This window comes from Pseudomonas sp. BIGb0558 (genome assembly GCF_024807515.1).
In the GTDB taxonomy this organism is placed as follows: domain Bacteria; phylum Pseudomonadota; class Gammaproteobacteria; order Pseudomonadales; family Pseudomonadaceae; genus Aquipseudomonas; species Aquipseudomonas yamanorum_A.
This window is the reverse complement of record NZ_JANUEW010000002.1, coordinates 183,274-203,308: the sequence shown is the minus strand read 5'-3', so window position 1 is coordinate 203,308 and position 20,035 is coordinate 183,274. Positions and strand designations below refer to the sequence as shown.

The window sequence follows — 20,035 nt, the reverse complement described above, 5'->3', positions numbered from 1 at the left end:
AAGGGAATTGCTCATGAATCCTACAAAGAATCTTCTACTCGCCGCTATGGTCCTTTCGATCACCGCGTGCGGCACCATCAACACGGTGTTTCGCCCGGACGCTGTCGCCAGCCAGAACCTCAAGGAATCGCGCAGTTATTGTGAAAATGTGCCGCGTATCTACAGCGGGGTGATCTACGGTTTTTGCACATTGAACGGCGCCCCCGACACCACCAAAGAGCACACGCGCGATGCCTCCGGCTCTCTGCCGATCTTCGCCGCCGAGCTCCTGGCCTCCGGCTTGCTGGACACCCTCGTGCTGCCCTACACCGTCTATCGCCAGAACAAGGACGGCAGCATCGAGATTTTCCGCTAGGCCACCTTGCCGCTTGCAGCTAACAGCTTCCTGCTGCTTTTACGCTATAATCCCGCCCTTTAGCTGTTTCTCGCCCAGGCGGGGAGCACACTTTTTTCAGGCGTGACGCGCCTGCATGCAGACTAAAAGAGGCTAGACCCCTGTGGCATTGACGATTCTTGGCCTGTCCGGCGCCCTTAGCCATGATCCTTCCGCAGCCTTGTATATCGACGGCAAGCTGATTGCGGCCGCCGAAGAAGAGCGCTTCGTACGCGACAAACATGCAAAGAACCGCATGCCCTACGAATCGGCGAAGTTCTGCCTGGAACAAGCCGGTATCAAGCCTTCCGACGTTGATGTGGTGGCGATCCCGTTCGCCCCCATCAGCCTGTTCGGCGAAGCCCGCTGGCACTATGCCAAGCGTTACTGGTACGCCCCGGACCGCGCCCTCGACGCGATCCTGATGGGCAACCGTCGCTACAAGCGCTATCGCAACAAGATCGTCTGGTGCCTGGAGCAACTGGGCTTCGATCCGAAGAAAATCAAGATCGAACCGGTTGAACACCACTTGGCCCACGCCTCCAGTGCCTATCACTGCTCGGGCTTCCAGGAGAAGACCGCGATCCTCGGGATCGACGGCAAGGGCGAGTACGCCACCACCTTCTTCGGCTACGGCGAAAACGGCAAGATCCACAAGATCAAGGAATTCTACGATCCGGACTCCCTGGGCGGCCTGTATGGCGCGATCACCGAGTTCCTCGGTTTCGAGATGCTCGACGGTGAGTTCAAGGTCATGGGCATGGCGCCGTATGGCGATGCCAGCAAGTACGATTTCTCGCGCCTGGCCTCCTTTGAGAACGGCGAGCTGGTGATCAACACCGACTACGCCAACGTCATCGGCCTGCGCCGCTACAAAGAGAAGGGCAAGGGCTTCTACTTCTCGCCGAAACTGATCGAGTGGCTGGGGCCCAAGCGCGAAGGCGACATCGCCGACGAGCCGTACATCCACTACGCGGCCAGCATGCAGGCGCTGTTCGAGAAGCTGGCGTTGCAGATGATCGACCACTACCTGGGCGACATCCTCAAAGACACCGGCAAGCTGGCCTTCGCCGGCGGCTGTGCGCTGAACGTCAAGCTGAACCAGAAGATCATTGCCCGTGACGACGTCAAGGAGCTGTTCGTGCAGCCGGCGTCCGGCGATGCCGGCACCGCGGTCGGTGCGGCAGCCTACGTGTCCCACGCCCGTGGTGTACCGGTAGAGAAGATGGAACACGTCTATCTCGGCCCGTCCTACAGCAACGAAGACGTGATTGCCGCGTGCGCCAAGCACCCGAGCAAGCCAGTGTGGCGCCAGATCGAAAACACCCCGAAGCGCATCGCCAAGATCATGGTCGACGGCAACCCGGTGGCCTGGTTCCAGGGCCGCATGGAGTTTGGCCCACGTGCCTTGGGCGGTCGTTCGATCATCGGTTGCCCGAGCGCCACCGGCGTGGCTGACCGGATCAACCACCAGATCAAGTTCCGCGAGCGCTGGAGGCCTTTCTGCCCGTCGATGCTCGACACCGTTGCGCCACAGATGATCAAGGTCGACCACCCGGCGCCGTTCATGACCTTCACCTTTGAAGTGTCGGAAGAGTGGAAAACCCGCGTGCCGGAAGTGGTGCATGAAGACGGCACCTCACGTGCCCAGGTGCTCAAGCGCGAGTACAACCCGCGCTACTACGACATGATGAAAGAGCTGGAAGTGCTGACCGGCAACGGCGTGTCGCTGAACACCTCGCTCAACCGCCGTGGCGAAGCGATGATCTGCTCGCCGAAAGACGCGCTGGACATGTTCTTCGGTTCCGACCTGCAGTACCTGATCATGGAAGACATCCTCGTGGTCAAGGACGGCGTGGACCCTTATGACGCTGTGGTTTAAATGCTGAACCGCTTCCAGGGCTGGCGTGAACGTGGCTGGACGCCTGTCGAGGCCGAGGTTTACGCCCAGGCCTGGCAGCGTTTTGGCGGCAGCGTGGCGACTCATCCGCAGATCGTCGAGCGGCTGGCGCACCTGGCGCAGATTCCCGTGCGTTACCTGGGCTGGGAGCAGGATGGCGAGCTCAAAGGCGCGATTGCCACCTGGGGGCGCGACCTGGCCCTGTCCAAGGACGTGCTCAAGCGCAAAGGCAAAAAAGGCCTGTTCGATTTGGGTAACGCCGAAATCATCCTGCCGATTGCCGCCGATGCACAGTTGCCGTTGCGCCACCGCGCGCGGTACCTGTCGGCGCTGAATGAGGGGCGCGTAAGCACCCTCAAGCCCCAGGCCGAGCAGTTGGCCATGGCGCGCACGCCGGAAGAACTGTCGAAGAAGTTTCGCTACAACCAGCGCCGTGAATTGCGCTTGCTGGAAGAGGCGGGCGGCTTGGTGCGGGCGGTCAGCGAGTTTTCCAGCCATGAACTGGCGGCGATTTACTGCGACCTGTTCCAGCGGCGCTGGGGTTTCCCGGCGGCGGGCGCCGAGCGTCTGGCCGAAGTGTTGGAGCTGCTCAAGGAGTTCCTGTTCGGCTCGGTGCTGTTTCTCAATGACGCCGCGATTGCCGTGCAACTGGTGTATCAGGTGCAGGCACCGGAGTGGGTCAGTGCCGAGTACGTCAACGGCGGCGTCGACCCTGAAACCAAGGCATTCAGTCCTGGCAGCGTGTTGAGTTTCCTGAATACCCAAAGTGCCTGGGAGCAAGCGCGGGCCAGCGACAAGCCCCTGCGTTTCTCTTTCGGGCGTTCCGACCGTGAATACAAAGAGCGCTGGTGCAACCCGGTGCCGGTGTTCAGCGTATGAGCCGCAAGCAGCAATTGCTCAAGCAGCATCGACGCAACAAGCGTATCGCGCTGTTGGTTGGCCTGTTGCTGCTGGTGGCTGTCGGTGTGCTGGTGGCCTGGTGGTTGCCGCTGCTGCTGGCGGTGGTGATGTGGGCCGCCCATGAAGCCTGGTTTGCCGACCATTTGTTCTACTCGCCCAAAGACGACTATCAATACGCGTTTCCCGAGGGGAGCTCGTGCGCGGGCCTGCGTCTCGAATCGGGGCGGCTGGTGATGGATACGCCCTTGGCTGACGATGAAACCCTGATCGTCGGGGTTGAACTGAAAAGCACTTGGTTCGGACGTTTTCTCGATCCGGCGGTGGACGTGTTGGGTCTGGATGCGCCGGACCGGCAAGTCTTCGAGCGTGGCGTCGCAGGTCGGCGTTACCTCAACCTGACCGGTGCGGGCGAAGCACTGGCCGGCGGCAAGCTGCGTTTGCGCGGGCGTTTCTGCCGGATCAAGGGGCAGCCGACACTGTGGCGGTTCCGCCAGCCGGATTACCGTCGCCAGCGGGTGATGGTGATCGCCCCCCATGCCGACGATGCCGAACTGGCCGCCTTCAGCCTTTACAGCCAGGCCGATGAGAGCTGGATCGTCACCCTCACGGCGGGCGAAATCGAAGCCGATCACTATCAACAGATGGGCCTGCCCAAGGCCGATGCCGCACGGCTAAAAGGCCGCTTGCGTGCCTGGGACAGCGTTACCGTGCCTCGTTGGGCGGGCGTTCCCGAGGCGCAGTGCGTGCAGTTGGGTTACTTCTGCATGCAGCTGCCGGCCATGCAGGCCGCGCCGGACCAGCCCCAGGCGTCCCGGGAAGCACAACTGGACGATACGCGGCTGTTTCGCCAGTTCAACGCCCTGGCCTTACCCGGGGATGTAGACGGCGCCCCGACCTGGAGCAACCTGATTGCAGACCTGCGGGCGTTGCTGCTCAAGGCGCGCCCGCAGGTGATCGTGTTGCCGACGCCGCTGCTGGACCCGCACCCGGATCACATCTGCGCGCACGCTGCGATCATCGAAGCCCTGCAAGGCCTGGAATGGCAGCCGGGCACATTGCTCGGCTATGCCAACCACCTGCATGATAATGATCGTTGGCCCATGGGCGATTCGGGCGCGGGCGTGGCCTTGCCGCCGCGTTTTGATGCCACGCCGCAGCTTGTGCCTTGCAGCCTGCGGTTGACGCTGGGCCAGCAGCAGGACAAGGCCATGGCCCTGGGCATGATGCACGACTTGCAGCCGAGGGCGCCGTTCAAGCGCCGCGTGCGCAGGTGGTTGCAGCAATTACTGGCGGGCCGCAGTCCATCGCCTTACGGAGAGAATGAATTCTTCCGCAAGGCGGTACGCCGTCATGAGTTGCTCTGGGTGTTGAAGCAGGATTGAGACCTTATTGAAGGCAGGTGTGCAGCGCCTGCCGCCCCTTTTTCGCCGGGCTGCGTGCCCGCAGCCAGATTGCAGCATGGAGAGTTATGAAGCCTCGTTTCAAGGTTTTACAGTTACAGCCGGACTACAACGTCAAGACCCACGACTTCGCCGACCTCGGCGAGCAGATCGTCAAGGCCTTGCCGGCTGAACGTTTCGAGGTCACATCCGGGTTTCTCAGCGGCCGTCCGCTGCCCGGCCAGCCCCTGAGCGTGGCTGAACACTCCCATTACTTCGAGTTGCCGGAAAAATCCCTCAAGGGCATTCGTTTCGGCGCCATGTGGCAGATCTACAAGTTTTGCCGCGAGCAGAAATTCGACGTGGTCATCTGTAACCGCTTCAAGTCGGTGAACATGATGCTGTCCCTCAACCGTTGGCTGAAGATCCCCCTGTGCATCGGCATTTCCCACGGTTTTGGCGAGTACGCCCGTGGCTACCGCCGGCGCCAGACGCAGAAGTGGGTCAGCCCGGCGTGGCGGTTTGTCGGGGTCTCGGAGGCGGTCAAGGATTACCTGGTGGACCTCAACTGCGGTTTTACCCGTGAAAACACCACCTTCGTCACCAACGCCATCGACATTCCACAGGCCGAAGCCTTGCAGTTGCCTCGCGATGAAGCGCGGCAGGTGCTCGGCTTGCCGCTGGATGCACGGATGATTGGTGCCCTGGGCCGACTGGTGCCGATCAAGGGTCACACCCATTTGCTGCAGGCTTTCGCCACCCTCAAGGACAAATACCCGCAGGCCCAGGTGGGGATCATCGGTTCCGGCCGCGCCGAAGCGGACCTGCGTGCCGATATCGAGCGCCTGGGTCTGACCGGTCGCGCACACCTGCTGGGCTTTCGTGAAGATGGCATGCAGTACGTGCGCGCTTTTGACATCTGGACCATGCCATCGCTGTTCGAAGGCCTGGGCCTGGCGCTGCTGGAAGGCATGAGCGGGCATCTGCCGGTCATTGCCTCCAATGGCCCGGCGATGTTGCCGTTGGTGCAAGGGGCGGGCGGCCTGTCCCATGATCCGGGCAACGTCGAGCAGTTGGCGGCGGCGCTGGATACTTACCTGGCACTGAGCGACGAACAGTTGCGTGCCAAGGGCGAACAAGTGTTCCGCTACCTGGAAGAAAACCACACCCTGGACGAGTTCCGGCGCAAATATTTGAATCTGATCGAAACCGGTCTGCGTGAAGTAGGTAGAGCATGAGTCTGCAGCAACCCCTGGTCACTGTGATCATTGCGTCTTACAACCACGGCCCGTACATCGAGCAGAGCATCCTCAGTGTGCTCGGCCAGACCTACCCCAACATTGAGTTGCTGGTGGTGGACGACGGCTCCAAGGATGACAGTGTGGAGCGCATCCAGCGCTTGCAGGCTGAACACGGGTTTGATTTCCAGGTCCAGCAGAACCAGGGCCTGACCAATACCCTCAACGGTGCCATCGCCCGCGCCAAAGGCAGCCTGATCGCGCCATTTGGCTCCGATGACATCATGCTGCCCGAGCGTATCGCTACGCAGGTTGCCTACATGGAAGGCAAGCCGAAGGTGGGAATCTGTGCCGGCAATATCGAATTGATTGATGGTGACGGCAAACCGTATCCGGAGAAGAAACAACGCCGCGACTTGCCGTTTCGCAGCCTGGATTTCGATGATCTGTTCCTGGATCGCAAGCCCTTTCCTCCGGCGCCGACCCTTATGATCCGCCGGCAGGCGCTGGAAGAGGTCGGGGGTTTCGATCCGCTGATTCCGCTGGAAGACTTGCTCATCGAATTGAAGATCACCCACGCCGGTTACACCATCGACGTGTTGAATGTGGTGATGGCGCGCTATCGCCAACACGCGACCAACACCTACAAGAATCATCGCTACATGATCCAGAACATCCTCAAGACCTACGGGTTGTTCAGCGATCATCCTGCCTACGATCAGGTTCGCTATAACTTCCTGAACTCGATGTTCCTCAAGACCGCCGACCGTGACCGCCCGCTGGCGCGGGAGATTCTCAAGCAGATTCCCTTGAAGTTCTGGGGTCGCAAGACCTTGCGTGGGTTGGTGCGCCTGTACCTGGCGCCGCAGCGCAGTTCGTAAGGCTTCGGCCTGGCCATTGCGTAAACCGCAATGGCCAGGCGGCTCAAGCTATCACTTTGCCGGGCTTGCTACCGGCGCCGCCGGACGATTGAGCTTGAGCACCTGCTCACGGATCTTCGCCGTGGCGCTTGGCGAGGCCACCGAGGCATAGCCCTTGGCCAATTGCTCGAAATGGGTTTCGAACAGCCAATTACGGTCTTGTGGATAACGTTGCATGTGCCGCAGGTTGCGCTGGCGCAGGGCGTTGCGCAGGGGCGATGGGTAGATGCGCATGTCTGCCACGTCAATCAAGCCGAACTCGCCATCATCCATTAACAGTACGTTGCCCAGGTGCAGTGAGCGAAAGTACACGCCGCGATCATGGAGTTGGGCCATGAACCCGCCGAACCGCTCAATCAGCGATTCCCGCAGGCTACTGTCCAGGCTTTGCAGGGCTTGGCGCAGGGTCAGGCCGGGCAGTGGCTGATAACGTACGGCGCTGCTCGCATCCTGTAACTGGTAGAGATTGAGGATGATTGGCGATGGAACGCCCAAGGCTCGCAGTTGCTCGCTGTTGCTGGCGAAACGCTCCGAATAGGGGTTGAAGCTGCCTGAGGTATACCAGCGACGTGGGCGGAACAGCTTGAGGAAGCTCCCGTCTTCCAGGCGCAGGACCTTTGGGCCCAGGCCATCGGCTTCAATCACGTAAGCATTGGTGCACAACTGCTCGAAATCTTGACGCTTCAGGCTTTGAACGGGCATGCGCAGCAGGCTGCGGCGACGCTGGGCGATGCTCAGTCCGGCGATCAGTGCCAGCGGGATCCATAGCAGAAACCAGTGCTCTTTTGGCCGCGAGAGAATTCCACCGCCTTCGGTCAGGCCGGCACCGATGCCATAGGCCAGCAGGGAAGAGGCCAGGATAAACAACGGCTGTGCCCGTTCCTTGAGGCTTTTGTACAGGCCCCAGCCGAGCATGAAGATCCACGGGATGAAGCCGATGATGCCAACGTAATAGATCACACCCAGGGCAAAACTGTGGGGTTCGCGAAGTTGATTGCCGTCGGCAAGCGTCAGGTACAACTCTGAGTCGTAGCTGTGGCCGATCCAGGGGTGCTGGGCGATACGCTCAAGTGACATGCCCCAGAGTTCGAAACGGAAGGAGCTGCCACGATTGGTGATCAGTTCGGGATAGAACAGCAACAGTGCCGCAGCTCCCAGCACCATACAGCCGATCAGCAGGGCCGAGCGACGATTGCGGCTGGTGAAACTCATCCAGAGCACGGCGAGGACCAGTGCAACCATTGGTGTTCTCGAACCGGTGGCCAGCACCGCGGCGGCCATGATTGCCAGCGCTGGAACGCTGAACCAGAGCACGTGGGGACGCTTGGTGGTCATGCATACGTACAGCCAGTAAACGCAGAAGAATCCGAATACGTGAGAACTGAGTAGCGGGTTATCGAGGGCTCCGCGCCCGCCGATCATTCGCGCCCCCTGCGAGAAGAAGGGAGCAAAAGCCACCAGGCTGCAGGCACTGGAAACCAGCGCAATCAGTGCGGCGCAGAAGAAGATCGGTTTGAACAGCTCATTGCGGTAATGCAGCAGCAGCCCGCAGCCTGCAAACAACATGAAGGTATGCAGTGGTCGTCGATACAAGTCGGCGTCGATGCTGTGTTCCGGGCTCCACAGCATGCTGGTCAGTGCCCAGCCTGAAAATACCAGGAATGCGATCGCCAGGGGCTCGCGCAGCACCTGCTTGAATTCCGCCGGGCGCAGGCACAGCAACAACAGGGTCGGCGCGCTGAACAGCACGTAGTAGAACTTGTGCAGGACATTTCGATTGGTGACAAAAAACAGCGAACTCAGGAGCAACAGCAAGCCTATGGGCAGAATCCACAAACAGAGGAAGTCGAAAACGCGATTTGAGCCATATGTAAGGCGCTTGGAGTGCATACAGAAAAGCCGTTCCAGAATAAAGAAAGCCGAGCATACTAAAGTAGTGGCTATATAATGTCGCCCGTTGGATCCAACGGCCGCGCGGTTGTGCCGCGTGCAAGTACAACAGAGAAGCTGTGCTAAAGTCAGCCTCCTTTTTCAAAACCGCCGCGTGATATGACCGACTCCAGTCCGAGCGCAAGCCCTTCGAGCTTGAAAATATACTTCCGCCTGCTCAGCTACGTTAAGCCCTATGCCGGCTTGTTCGCGCTGAGTATCGTCGGCTTTCTGATTTTCGCCTCGACCCAGCCGATGCTGGGGTACATCCTCAAGTACTTTGTCGACGGCCTGTCCAACCCTGAAGCGGTGCTGTTCCCTACGGTACCTTTCCTGCGTGACCTGCAACTGCTGCAGGCCGTGCCGCTGCTGATCATCCTGATCGCCGCCTGGCAGGGCCTGGGCTCGTTCCTGGGCAACTACTTGCTGGCCAAGGTTTCCCTGGGCCTGGTCCACGACCTGCGGGTGCAGTTGTTCAACAACCTGCTGACCCTGCCGAACCGCTACTTCGACAATCACAACTCCGGGCACCTGATTTCCCGTATCACCTTCAACGTGACCATGGTCACCGGTGCGGCGACCGATGCCATCAAGGTAGTGATTCGCGAAGGCATGACGGTGATCTTCCTGTTCGCCTCGCTGCTGTTCATGAACTGGCGGCTGACCCTGGTGATGATCGCCATCCTGCCGTTGATTGCCGTGATGGTCCGCACCGCGAGCAAGAAATTCCGCAAGCAGAGCAAGAAGATCCAGGTCGCCATGGGTGATGTCACCCACGTTGCCTCGGAAACCATCCAGGGCTACCGCGTGGTGCGCAGCTTCGGCGGCGAGGTGTATGAGCAGAAGCGCTTCCTCAAGGCCAGCCTGAGCAACACCAACAAGCAACTGCGCATGACCCGCACCGGCGCGATCTACACGCCGGCGCTGCAACTGGTGATCTACAGCGCCATGGCGGTGCTGATGTTCCTGGTGCTGTACCTGCGTGGCGATGCCTCGGCGGGTGACATGGTGGCCTACATCACCCTGGCCGGCCTGCTGCCCAAGCCGATTCGCCAGCTCTCTGAAGTCAGCTCGACCATCCAGAAAGGCGTGGCCGGTGCCGAAAGCATTTTCGAGCAACTGGACGAAGACGTTGAAATCGATCGCGGCACCATCGAGCGCGACAAGGTCAGTGGCCGCCTGGAAGTGCGCAACCTGAACTTCACCTACCCGGGTACCGAGCGCCACGTGCTCAAGGACATTACCTTTACCGCAGAACCTGGGCAGATGGTTGCCCTGGTGGGGCGTTCGGGCAGCGGCAAGTCCACCCTGGCCAGCCTGATCCCGCGTTTCTACCACCACGAGAGCGGCGAGATTCTGCTCGATGGCGTAGAGATCGAAGACTATCGCCTGCTCAACCTGCGCCGACATATCGCCCAGGTGACCCAGCACGTGACCCTGTTCAGCGACACCGTGACCAACAACATCGCCTACGGTGACCTGGCCGGCGCACCGCGGGCCGATGTCGAGGCGGCGGCGGCCGATGCCTATGCCAAGGACTTCATCGACCAACTGCCCAAAGGCTTCGATACCCAGGTCGGCGAAAACGGTGTGCTGCTTTCCGGCGGCCAACGCCAGCGCCTGGCAATTGCCCGTGCCTTGCTCAAGAACGCGCCTTTGCTGATCCTCGACGAGGCCACCTCGGCGCTGGACACCGAGTCGGAGCGCCATATCCAGGCGGCCCTCGACAAAGTCATGCAAGGCCGTACGACCCTGGTGATTGCCCACCGCCTGTCGACCATCGAGAAAGCCGACCTGATCCTGGTGATGGACGATGGCCGGATTGTCGAGCGCGGTACCCACGGCGAACTGCTGGCGCAAAACGGTTATTACGCCCGCCTGCATGCCATGGGCCTGGACGAGCCGGTCCCGGCCGACATCACCTGACCTGTAGGAGCCGGCTTGCCGGCGATGGCCTCACCGCGGTTGCACTGAAAAACCGCCGTGACCGCATCGCCGGCAAGCCGGCTCCTACATTGCACAAGCCTTTGACAACCCTGTGGTAATATCGCGCCCCTGTTCATTTTGTATGTGGGTTGCTCCATGAAGTTGTCCATGCCGCGATTCGATCAAGCCCCTGTCTTGGTGGTCGGCGATGTCATGCTCGACCGTTACTGGCATGGCGGTACCTCACGGATTTCCCCTGAGGCACCGGTACCGGTAGTCAAGGTCGAGCAAATCGAAGACCGTCCAGGTGGCGCTGCCAACGTTGCCCTCAATATTGCCGCCCTCGGCGCCCCGGCCTCCCTGGTGGGTGTGACCGGCGACGACGAAGCCGCCGACAGCCTGGCCAACAGCCTGCGCGGTGCGGGTGTGCGTGCGCTGTTCCAGCGCATCCCGCATCAGCCGACCATCGTCAAGCTGCGGGTGATGAGTCGTCACCAGCAACTGCTGCGTATCGATTTTGAAGAACCCTTCGCCACCGATGCCCTGGCCCTCAGTGCCCAGGTCGATGAGTTGCTCGAAGGCATCAAGGTGCTGGTACTGTCCGACTACGGCAAAGGCGCCTTGAGAAATCACCAGATGCTGATCCAGGCCGCCAAGGCCCGTGGCATTCCGGTGCTGGCGGATCCCAAGGGCAAGGACTTCTCGATTTATCGGGGCGCCAGCCTGATCACGCCGAACCTCAGCGAATTTGAAGCCATCGTCGGCGGCTGTGTCGATGAGCACGAACTGGTGACCAAGGGCGCCAAGCTCATGGCTGACCTCGACCTCGGCGCCTTGCTGGTGACCCGTGGTGAACACGGCATGACCTTGTTGCGTCCCGATCAGCCGGCCATGCACCTGCCCGCGCGTGCCCGTGAAGTGTTTGACGTGACCGGTGCCGGCGACACGGTGATTTCCACCCTGGCGGCCTCCATTGCCGCCGGTGAAGAGCTGCCCCACGCGGTGGCCCTGGCCAATCTTGCGGCAGGCATTGTGGTCGGCAAGTTGGGTACGGCCGCCATCAGCGCACCTGAGCTGCGCCGCGCGATCCAGCGGTCCGAAGGTTCGGAGCGCGGCGTGCTGAGTCTCGAACAATTGCTGCTGGCGATTGACGATGCCCGCGCCCATAACGAGAGCATTGTCTTCACCAATGGCTGCTTCGATATTCTCCACGCCGGCCACGTGACCTACCTGGAACAGGCGCGGGCCCAGGGCGATCGTTTGATCGTGGCGGTCAACGATGATGCGTCGGTCAGTCGCTTGAAAGGGCCGGGCCGTCCGATCAACAGTGTCGACCGTCGCATGGCGGTGCTGGCGGGGCTGGGCGCGGTGGACTGGGTGATCAGCTTTGCCGAGGCGACCCCGGAAAACCTGCTGGCCCAGGTCAAGCCGGACGTGTTGGTCAAGGGTGGGGATTATTCGGTCGACCAGGTGGTGGGTGCCGATATCGTCAGTGCCTATGGCGGCAAGGTCAAAGTGTTGGGGCTGGTGGAAAACAGCTCGACCACGGCGATTGTGGAAAAGATCCGCAGCAACTGAGGCAAAAACCAACTGTGGGAGCTGGCTTGCCTGCGATAGCCTCAACTCGGTATCACTGATACACCGAGGCGGCTGCATCGCAGGCAAGCCAGCTCCCACATTGTTGGGTGGTGCTTGTGGCTCCGGTTACTGGCTTTGCTTCTTCTTCGGCACGATCCTGCGCAAGATCTGCCGCGCCTTACCCGTCAACCGCTTCAGTTTCGACTCTTTCTCGGGCGCACTCAGCCCCTGTTGCCGCAGCCAATCCTTCCACCGGATCCGCTCGTCGCGCACGATCCAGCCTTCCTGCTGGGCAAAGCTCTCTGCCAGGTACAACCCTCGCGTACTCGCCGGATACAGCTGATCCTTTTTCAAGGTGTACAGCTCCGCACACGGCTGCCCGTCTTTCAGCGGCATCAGGTACAGGTCCGGACGCTGACGGTCCAGGCGCGCCACCAGTTGGTCACCCTCCAGGCGCTCATCCACATGAAACAGACTCAGGGACTTGGCCTCCTTGGGGACTTCCAGGCGCAAGTCATAAATCAGTTGCAGCGAAGCCGTTGGCAGATGCACGTAGGCCCGGGGTCGCTCAATCAATTGCATGGTGGCGCAGCGTACCGGGCGGGCCGCTCCAGACAACGGCGAAAGACGGAACGGCAATGCTTCGCGGTAGTGCAGGGCGGATGAGTAGGGGGCCGGTAGCCAGGTGTCGTTGAAGCGCCCGCCCAGCCAGCCTTCCGGGGTTTCCAGCAGGCATTCCTCGGCGATTTCCTGGATGGCGGTGTGCAGTGGCAGGTTCAGTTCGTGGGCCGGCACATACCCGGAGATCAGCTTGAGCACCACGTCGCCGCGGTCTTGTCGGCGCTGGCGCACCAGCACCCAGTAATCGCGATTCTGCCAGTGCAGGGTCAGGCGCACCGAGACGCCCAGGTTGGCCAACTCCAGCACAAAACGCTCAGTGTCTTTCACTTCCACCGGCTTGCGCCGCTGCAGGGTCTGGGCGAAGTTGAGCGGCATGCCGACGCTCTGGTAACTCAAGCCTTCGGGGGTGGCCTCGACATGCAGCGGCAGTGTTTTAAAGTTACTCGGGTTTTTTCTAATGAGCGTTCGCGCCATGTCGGCTCCTTCTTGCGTCGGGGTCGGCCGCGTCGGCGGCATCAGAGTTGGCGAATGACCTTGGCAGCGGTCGCTACGTTGTGAGCGAGGTGCAGCGGATTAATGGTCCCGACAATAGCACTGGCGACGCCAGTTTGCGCAAACAACAACGTGAAACTCGCGTGAATTGGATCCACTCCTGATTCCAGGCAGACATGGCCACTGGCTAGCGCCTTTTTCACCAGGATGCCTTTGCCGTGGTCGGCCGCATAATCAATGACGGCTTTTTCGGCCTGTTCGTTCAGATTGTAGGTGACCATGGCGCAATCGCCCTGTTCCAGAGCCTTTACGCCGCCCTCGACGGTTTTTCCGGAGAAACCGAAACCGCGAATCTTGCCCTCGCGCTTGAGGTCCGCCAGGGTCTGGTAAACCTCGCAATCATTGAGGATATGCAGGTCGTTGCCGTCAGAGTGCACCAGCACCAGGTCGATAAAATCCGTTTCCAGTCGTTTCAGGCTGCGTTCGACGGACAGCCGGGTATGGGCCGCGCTGAAATCATGATGGGACACGCCTTCGGCAAATTCTTCGCCCACCTTGCTGACAATCACCCAGTCCTGGCGCTGGCCGCGCAACAGTGGGCCGAGGCGTTCTTCGCTGCGGCCGTAGGCGGGCGCGGTATCGATCAGGTTGATGCCCAACTGGCGGGCCTGGCGCAGCAGCATCCGCGCCGCATCGTCATCAGGAATCTGGAAGCCACTGGGGTATTTCACCCCTTGGTCGCGGCCCAGCTTGACGGTGCCCAGGCCCAGCGGCGAGACCAGCAGGCCGGTGCTGCCCAGCGGGCGGTGGAGGTCGTGCAGGGTCGGCAGGCTCATGGCAGCAGTTGCTCCCAGGCGGGTTGGGCGATAGCGGGTTTCGGCAGTTCGGGCAGTTTTTCGTGGGGGCCTGGCTTGATGCCGTCACGTTCCAGCGCGTGGATCACCCGGTCGGCGAAGTCCGGCGCCAGTGCCAACTTGGTCGGCCAGCCCACCAGCAGGCGGTCCTGTTCGGCAAGGAAGGCGTTGTCCGGGCGTGTCAGCCCCGACTGCAGCGGCTCGGCGCGGTCGACGCGCAGGGTGGCCCACTGGGTCTGGCTCATGTCGATCCAGGGCAGCAGCTGTGCCAGTTCTTTTTGGGCGGTGGCGATCTGTTGCTCCGGAGTACGGGCCACCCCTTCGGCCTCGGCGATATCGCCGCCCAGGTACCACACCCAATTGCCATCGGCCGCCGGGTGCGTGGTCACAGTGATGCGCGGCTTGGTGCCGCCACCCAGGCAATGAGCGTACAGCGGCTTCAGGCCGGGGCCCTTGGCAATGATCATGTGCAGCGGCCGGCGTTGCATGGCGGGCTGGGTCAGGCCCAGGGCGCTGAGCAGGTCGGCAGTACCGCCACCGGCGCTGAGGACGATGCGTTGGGCGCGGATCTCGCGGCCATCGACCTTCAGGCCGATCAGTGTGCCGTCTTCCAGCAACGGTTCGATATGCTCACCGGCCAGCAGGCCGTCGCCAGCGAGTTGCGCCAGGCGTTCGATCAGGCTCGGGACGTCGATCACCAACTCGGCCAGGCGATAGACCTTGCCCTTGAAGCGGCGGTCTTGCAGGGCCGGCGGCAGGTCGTCGCCCTTCACCTGGTCGACGCGGCCACGCACGGCCTTGCTGGCGAAGAAACTGGTGAGGTTGCCGGCGAGGGTTCCCGGCGACCACAAGTAGTGGGCTTCGGACAGCAGGCGCACGCCGGAGAGATCCAGCTCACCGTTGCCCGCCAGGGCTTCGCGCCAGCGACGGGGCATGTCGGCGATGGCTTCCGAGGCGCCGGTCAAGGCGCCGTGCAGCGCGTATTTCGCACCGCCATGGATGATCCCCTGGGACTTCACGCTTTGCCCGCCGCCGAGGGTGGCGCTTTCCACCAGCACCGTGGAAAAGCCCTGGCGGCGCAGGCGCGCATTGAGCCAGAGGCCGGCAACCCCGGCGCCGACAATCAGAACGTCGGTGGAAATAACGGATGGCATGCAGCGACCTCAGTGTTCAAGACAGGCTGCGCAGTATACAGGCTCATGTCATGCACACTGTAGGAGCTGTCGAGTGAAACGAGGCTGCGAATCTCAGCTTCACTTGAGTCTGGCGTGAACGATCAGTGCCCGGCGGTTTTCGAGAACAACTGAATCACCACCACCCCCAGCACAATCAGGGCCATCCCCAGCATCGCCGGGACATCCAGTTTCTGCCCGTAGATAAACAGCGCGGCGATGCTGACCATCACGATGCCCATCCCGGCCCACACCGCATACGCGACGCCCACCGGCACGGTGCGCACCACCAGTGTGAGCATCCAGAAGGCCACGCCATAGCCGACGATCACCAGCAACAGCGGGATCGGCGTGCTGAAACCCTTGATCGCTTTCATGGAAACGGTGGCGATCACTTCCGAGCAAATGGCAATGGCCAGGTAATAGTAGGCGGCGTTCATGGGGTAAATCCTCGGTACGGGTTCAACCGTAGGAGCGAGCTTGCTCGCGAAAATCGTCAACGATAACGCAGCGCATCTGGTTTAACGCGGCGCTCTCTGGTTTTTCGCGAGCAAGCTCGCTCCTACAAAGGTTGGCATTCTAGAGACTTGCCAGATGCGGTAAAGTCATTACCTATCCGAATTGAAGATGGGTTGAACCATGAGCGTGCAATGGAGCCTTGAGCAGATGCGTCTGTTTGTCAGCGTCGCCGAGCAGCGTTCGTTTTCGGCGGTGGCGCGGGACCAGCGCCGGGCGCAATCGGCAGTCAGCAATGGGATTGCCCTGTTGGAGGCGGACCTGGGCGTGTGCCTGTTTGATCGCAGCAGCGGCCGCCAGCCCCGCTTGACCGAGGCCGGCACCGCGTTGCTTGAAGAGGCGCGGGAAGTCTTGCGTCAGTGCGAGCGCCTGAATGGCCGTGCCTTGTCGTTGATGCGGGGGGAAGAAGCCCGCCTGCGCCTGGCCCAGGATGAGGCCATGCTCTATCAGCCGGTGCTCGATAGCCTCGAATCGCTGGCGGGAAAATTTCCCAGCCTGGAGGTGCAGTTGTCCAGCGCCGCCCAAGGCGATGTCGCGCGCAAACTAGTGGAGCGCAAGGCCGATCTAGGCCTGCTGTTCTACCACGATCAAATCCCCGAAGCCTTGGAGCGCCGGGTGCTGGGCAGTGTGGAGATGGTGACCGTGTGCGGCATCAGTCATCCCATGGCCAGGGAAAAGTTCGTGGATTGCCAGCGCCTGGCACAGTTTCGCCAGTTGCTGATGGCGACCCAGACCAGCGTGTATCCCGGGAGTGAGGCCGCCAGCCCGCAAGTGTGGCGTGCTGATAGCTTCTACGTGCTGGCCGAATGGCTGGCACGTGGACTGGGTTGGGCCTGGTTGCCACGGCATGTGGTGCAGTACCCGGCCTATCAGAACCAGATGGTCGAACTGAACAGCGAATGGACCCCGCCGGCTCTGGTGGTGGAACTGGTGTGGCGTCGCGATGAGCCCCTCGGCCCGGCCGCGCGTTTCCTCGCCGAACGTTTTGCCGAGTGCTTGCAGGCGATCGACTGAAAAAGCCGATAAACTCCGCCGCCATGAATAGAACTCTCTACAGCTGTCTGTTTTACCTGGCGCTGCCGTTGGTGGCTTTACGTCTGTGGCTGCGGGCCCGCAAGGCGCCGGCTTACGCCAAGCGCGTGGGTGAGCGCTTTTCCTGGGGCTTGCCGGTGATGCAACCCGGCGGAATCTGGGTGCATGCGGTATCGGTGGGCGAAAGCATCGCCGCCGCGCCGATGATTCGCGGGCTGCTGGAACGTTATCCACAGCTGCCGATCACGGTCACCTGCATGACGCCCACCGGTTCCGAGCGCATCCAGGCGCTGTTCGCCAACGAGCCGCGCATCCAGCATTGCTACCTGCCGTACGATTTGCCCTGTGCAGCCAAGCGTTTTCTTGATCGTGTGCAGCCGAAACTGGCGGTGATCATGGAGACCGAGCTGTGGCCCAACCATATCCATCAGTGCGCCAAACGCGGGATTCCCGTGGCATTGGCCAACGCACGGCTGTCGGCGCGTTCGGCCAAGGGCTACGGGCGTTTCGCCAAGCTGACCGCGCCGATGCTGGCGGAAATGAGCCTGTTTGCCGTCCAGACCGAAACCGAGGCCGAGCGTTTTCGCAGCCTGGGTGCACGGCCCGAGACGGTCGAGGTCACCGGCTCGATCAAGTTCGACCTGACCATCGACCCGCAACTTTTGGAGCGCGCTGCCGCCTTGCGTGAGCAATGGCACGCCAGCGAACGCCCGGTGTGGATCGCCGCCAGTACCCACGAAGGCGAAGATGAAGTGGTACTCGCCGCCCATCGCCAATTGCTCGCCAGCTACCCCAATGCCTTGCTGATCCTGGTGCCCCGGCATCAGGAGCGCTTCAACCCGATGTTCGAGTTGTGCCAGCAACAGGGTTTCGCTACGGTGCGCCGCTCCAACGGCGAGGCAGTGACCGCGCAAACCTCGGTGTTGCTGGGGGACACCATGGGCGAGTTACTGTTTTTGTATGCGTTGGCCGATAGCGCGTTTGTCGGCGGAAGCCTGGTGGCCACCGGCGGGCATAACCCGCTGGAGCCGGCGGCCTTGGCCAAGCCGGTTATCTGTGGGCCCCACGTGTTCAACTTCCTTGAAATCAGCGCGATGATGCGCGACGCCGGCGCGTTGCAGGAAGTGGACGATGCCGAAGGTTTGGCGGTGGCGGTGCAGCGCTTGTTCGAGCTGCCGCAGGACGCGCAGAAGATGGGGCAGGCGGGGCTGGCGGTGATGCGCGCCAATCAGGGCGCGTTGAAGCGTTTGCTGGATGGGTTGGGCAGACTGCTCAACCACTGACAACACACATCAAATGTGGGAGCTGGCTTGCCTGCGATACAGACGCCTCGGTACATCAGTCAAACCGAGGTGATGCAATCGCAGGCAAGCCAGCTCCCACATGGTTTATGTGTTGTCTTCAGTAACCCGGGTTAGCCTTCAACTGCGCCGCGGCCGCCTTGGCCAGGTCCGGCGGCAGGAAGTCCTTGTCCGGGTTGTAGTCGGCCTTCAGGTACCGCGCCAGATCCTGCAGATCCCCCGGGTTCAACGTCCCGGCGGCCTGCTTCAAACGCAGGTTGTCGAGGATGTAGTCGTAGCGGCTGTTGTTGTAGTTGCGCACCGAGGTGTACAGCTGGCGCTGGGCGTCCAGCACATCGACGATATTGCGCGTACCCACCTGGTAACCGATTTCCGTGGCTTCCACTGCGCTCTGGTTGGAGATGATCGACTGGCGGCGCGCCTGTACCTGCTCCACGTCGGTGTTGACCGCGCGGTGCAGGTTGCGGGTGTTTTCCACCACCTGGCGACGCAGGCCTTCGCGTTGCTGCTCGGTCTGGCCCAGGCGGGAATAGGATTCGCGCACTTGCGAGCTGGTGAGGCCGCCGCTGTACAGCGGGATCCTCAACTGCAAGCCTATGGTGCGTTGTGACACATCACCGTGATACGGCTGGCCAAAGGCACTCGGGTTGCTGAAACCCAGGGCGTCGTTGTCACCTTTTTCGTACTGTGCCACCGCATCCAGGGTCGGCGCGTGGCCGGCCTTGCGTTGCTTGAGGGTTTCTTCGGCGGCGGTGACGGCGTAGTTGCTGGCCAGCAGGTTGAGGTTCTGGCGGCCGGCGGTTTCGACCCAGGCCTTGGCGTCGTTCGGCGTCGGTGGCAGCACCGGCAACGTGTGGACGATGCCCTGGATCGAGTTGTACTGGCGGTTCGTCAGGGTGATCAGCGCTTCGAAGGCGTCGTCCACCTGGCGCTGGGCCAGGATCCGGTTGGCCCGTGCGGTGTCGTAGCTGGCCTGGGATTGCAGCACGTCGGTCTTGTCCGACAGGCCGACGTCAAAGCGTTCGTTGGACTGGTCCAGTTGACGTTTGAACGCGGCTTCTTCGGCCTTGGTGGACGCCAGGTTGTCCTGGGCCCGCAGCACGGCGAAGTAGTTTTCGGCGCTTTGCAGGATCAGGTTCTGTTCAGTGGCCGAGAGTTGCAGCGCAGCTTGTTCGTTGACCGCTTCGGCGGCTTGCAACTGGAACCAGCGATCGGCACGGAACAGCGGCTGGCTCAGGGTCGCGCGCCAGGAATGGGCGTCGCGGTCGACCGTGGCGGCGGGCTGGTCCAGCTGGGTGCGCACGTTGTTGATGTCGGCACCGGCCGACAGGTTCGGCAGCAAACCGGCGCGGGCCTGGGGCACCACTTCTTTCTGCGCACCGTATTGGGCGCGGGCGGCAGCTAGGTCGGCGTTGTTGTCCACCGCTTCCTGGTAGACGCTGACCAGGTCGGTTTTGGTCGTCAGGGGCGCTTCAGCTGCCCAGACCAGTCCGTTGGTCGCACAAGACACGGCAAGAGCCAGTGAAAGTTTGCGCAGCATGAGGCGATCCCTAGATTAAATATTACGGCGATAATTTGGAGCCCAAGGCTAAGGCGGCCCATTCCTGGCGTCAAGACCTTGAGCAGTCATCGAGTGTAGTGGCGCTATCACGGCACAACAATCCTGTAATTACGCCATTCATCACGATGAATGCACCGCCATTGGCAATTTGCCTGCTCCATGGTCTAGACTGGCCGCGTTCTTGTCGGGGTGCCTTGTTGGAAGGCTGAGATCGGTAAATACCGGATCCCGTTGAACCTGATCAGGTTAACGCCTGCGTAGGGAACAAGATTTCTCGTCCCCCGGCGAGTCCTCTTGTGCTTCGTCCGGGATGTTGTTCGACAATCGAACAGCTCTTGTGCGC

At 61.5% G+C, this 20,035-nt stretch carries 16 protein-coding genes and 1 riboswitch; of the genes, 10 read left to right on the top strand and 6 right to left on the bottom strand.

Features of this window, described 5'->3' with window-relative positions; genetic code table 11:
* Nucleotides 1-13: 13 nt before the first annotated feature.
* The 6 genes from M2400_RS04255 (at nt 14) to M2400_RS04230 (ending at nt 6,671) form a co-directional block, all read left to right on the top strand.
* Nucleotides 14-355: a YceK/YidQ family lipoprotein gene (locus M2400_RS04255; protein WP_177120441.1), complete on the top strand. Its 342-nt coding sequence runs from the start codon at nt 14-16 to the stop codon at nt 353-355.
* Between the two features lie 142 nt (nt 356-497).
* Nucleotides 498-2,255, top strand: coding sequence for a carbamoyltransferase (locus M2400_RS04250; RefSeq protein WP_259195275.1), 1,758 nt, complete (start codon nt 498-500; stop codon nt 2,253-2,255).
* Complete coding sequence (locus tag M2400_RS04245; protein WP_177076111.1) at nt 2,256-3,152, top strand: GNAT family N-acetyltransferase; 897 nt, start codon at nt 2,256-2,258, stop codon at nt 3,150-3,152.
* Nucleotides 3,149-4,555 carry a PIG-L deacetylase family protein gene (locus M2400_RS04240; RefSeq protein ID WP_259195276.1) on the top strand — a complete coding sequence of 469 codons (1,407 nt, stop codon included), beginning with the start codon at nt 3,149-3,151 and terminating at the stop codon, nt 4,553-4,555. The genes M2400_RS04245 and M2400_RS04240 overlap by 4 nt, the downstream gene beginning before the upstream one ends.
* Before the next feature lie 86 nt (nt 4,556-4,641).
* On the top strand, nt 4,642-5,790 hold the full coding sequence (locus M2400_RS04235) for a glycosyltransferase family 4 protein (RefSeq protein ID WP_177076115.1): 1,149 nt from the start codon (nt 4,642-4,644) through the stop codon (nt 5,788-5,790).
* Nucleotides 5,787-6,671, top strand: a complete 885-nt coding sequence (locus M2400_RS04230) for a glycosyltransferase (RefSeq protein ID WP_177076117.1) — start codon at nt 5,787-5,789, stop codon at nt 6,669-6,671. The genes M2400_RS04235 and M2400_RS04230 overlap by 4 nt, the downstream gene beginning before the upstream one ends.
* A 51-nt stretch (nt 6,672-6,722) precedes the next feature.
* On the opposite strand, the gene M2400_RS04225 is transcribed toward M2400_RS04230, so the two are convergent.
* Nucleotides 6,723-8,600: a bifunctional O-antigen ligase/aminoglycoside phosphotransferase family protein gene (locus M2400_RS04225; RefSeq protein ID WP_259195277.1), complete on the bottom strand. Its 1,878-nt coding sequence runs from the start codon at nt 8,598-8,600 to the stop codon at nt 6,723-6,725.
* Between the two features lie 159 nt (nt 8,601-8,759).
* Between M2400_RS04225 and msbA the strand changes: the two genes are divergently transcribed.
* Both msbA and hldE read left to right on the top strand, forming a co-directional pair.
* Nucleotides 8,760-10,565, top strand: coding sequence for a lipid A export permease/ATP-binding protein MsbA (gene msbA / locus M2400_RS04220; protein ID WP_177041225.1), 1,806 nt, complete (start codon nt 8,760-8,762; stop codon nt 10,563-10,565).
* A gap of 156 nt (nt 10,566-10,721) precedes the next feature.
* Nucleotides 10,722-12,143 (top strand): bifunctional D-glycero-beta-D-manno-heptose-7-phosphate kinase/D-glycero-beta-D-manno-heptose 1-phosphate adenylyltransferase HldE, encoded by a 1,422-nt coding sequence (gene hldE / locus M2400_RS04215; protein ID WP_177041227.1) that lies wholly within the window; start codon nt 10,722-10,724, stop codon nt 12,141-12,143.
* A 126-nt stretch (nt 12,144-12,269) separates the two neighbouring features.
* Here the strand turns inward: hldE and M2400_RS04210 are convergent, their stop codons facing one another.
* From M2400_RS04210 to M2400_RS04195, 4 genes are all read right to left on the bottom strand, one after another.
* Nucleotides 12,270-13,238 carry a metal ABC transporter ATPase gene (locus M2400_RS04210; protein WP_259195279.1) on the bottom strand — a complete coding sequence of 323 codons (969 nt, stop codon included), beginning with the start codon at nt 13,236-13,238 and terminating at the stop codon, nt 12,270-12,272.
* 41 nt (nt 13,239-13,279) lie between these two features.
* Nucleotides 13,280-14,092 carry an aldo/keto reductase gene (locus M2400_RS04205; RefSeq protein WP_259195280.1) on the bottom strand — a complete coding sequence of 271 codons (813 nt, stop codon included), beginning with the start codon at nt 14,090-14,092 and terminating at the stop codon, nt 13,280-13,282.
* On the bottom strand, nt 14,089-15,264 hold the full coding sequence (locus M2400_RS04200) for an FAD-binding oxidoreductase (protein WP_259195281.1): 1,176 nt from the start codon (nt 15,262-15,264) through the stop codon (nt 14,089-14,091). The genes M2400_RS04205 and M2400_RS04200 overlap by 4 nt, the downstream gene beginning before the upstream one ends.
* Before the next feature lie 122 nt (nt 15,265-15,386).
* Nucleotides 15,387-15,722, bottom strand: a complete 336-nt coding sequence (locus M2400_RS04195; protein ID WP_177114223.1) for a multidrug efflux SMR transporter — start codon at nt 15,720-15,722, stop codon at nt 15,387-15,389.
* Between the two features lie 199 nt (nt 15,723-15,921).
* Between M2400_RS04195 and M2400_RS04190 the strand changes: the two genes are divergently transcribed.
* The gene (locus M2400_RS04190) at nt 15,922-16,812 is read left to right on the top strand and encodes a LysR family transcriptional regulator (RefSeq protein ID WP_010169325.1); all 891 of its coding nucleotides are present in this window, start codon (nt 15,922-15,924) and stop codon (nt 16,810-16,812) included.
* 23 nt (nt 16,813-16,835) lie between these two features.
* Nucleotides 16,836-18,113, top strand: a complete 1,278-nt coding sequence (gene waaA / locus M2400_RS04185; RefSeq protein ID WP_177041240.1) for a lipid IV(A) 3-deoxy-D-manno-octulosonic acid transferase — start codon at nt 16,836-16,838, stop codon at nt 18,111-18,113.
* Between the two features lie 118 nt (nt 18,114-18,231).
* On the opposite strand, the gene M2400_RS04180 is transcribed toward waaA, so the two are convergent.
* Nucleotides 18,232-19,671, bottom strand: coding sequence for a TolC family outer membrane protein (locus M2400_RS04180; protein WP_177041242.1), 1,440 nt, complete (start codon nt 19,669-19,671; stop codon nt 18,232-18,234).
* Between the two features lie 196 nt (nt 19,672-19,867).
* A riboswitch (TPP riboswitch) is annotated at nt 19,868-19,973 on the top strand.
* Nucleotides 19,974-20,035 lie beyond the last annotated feature (62 nt).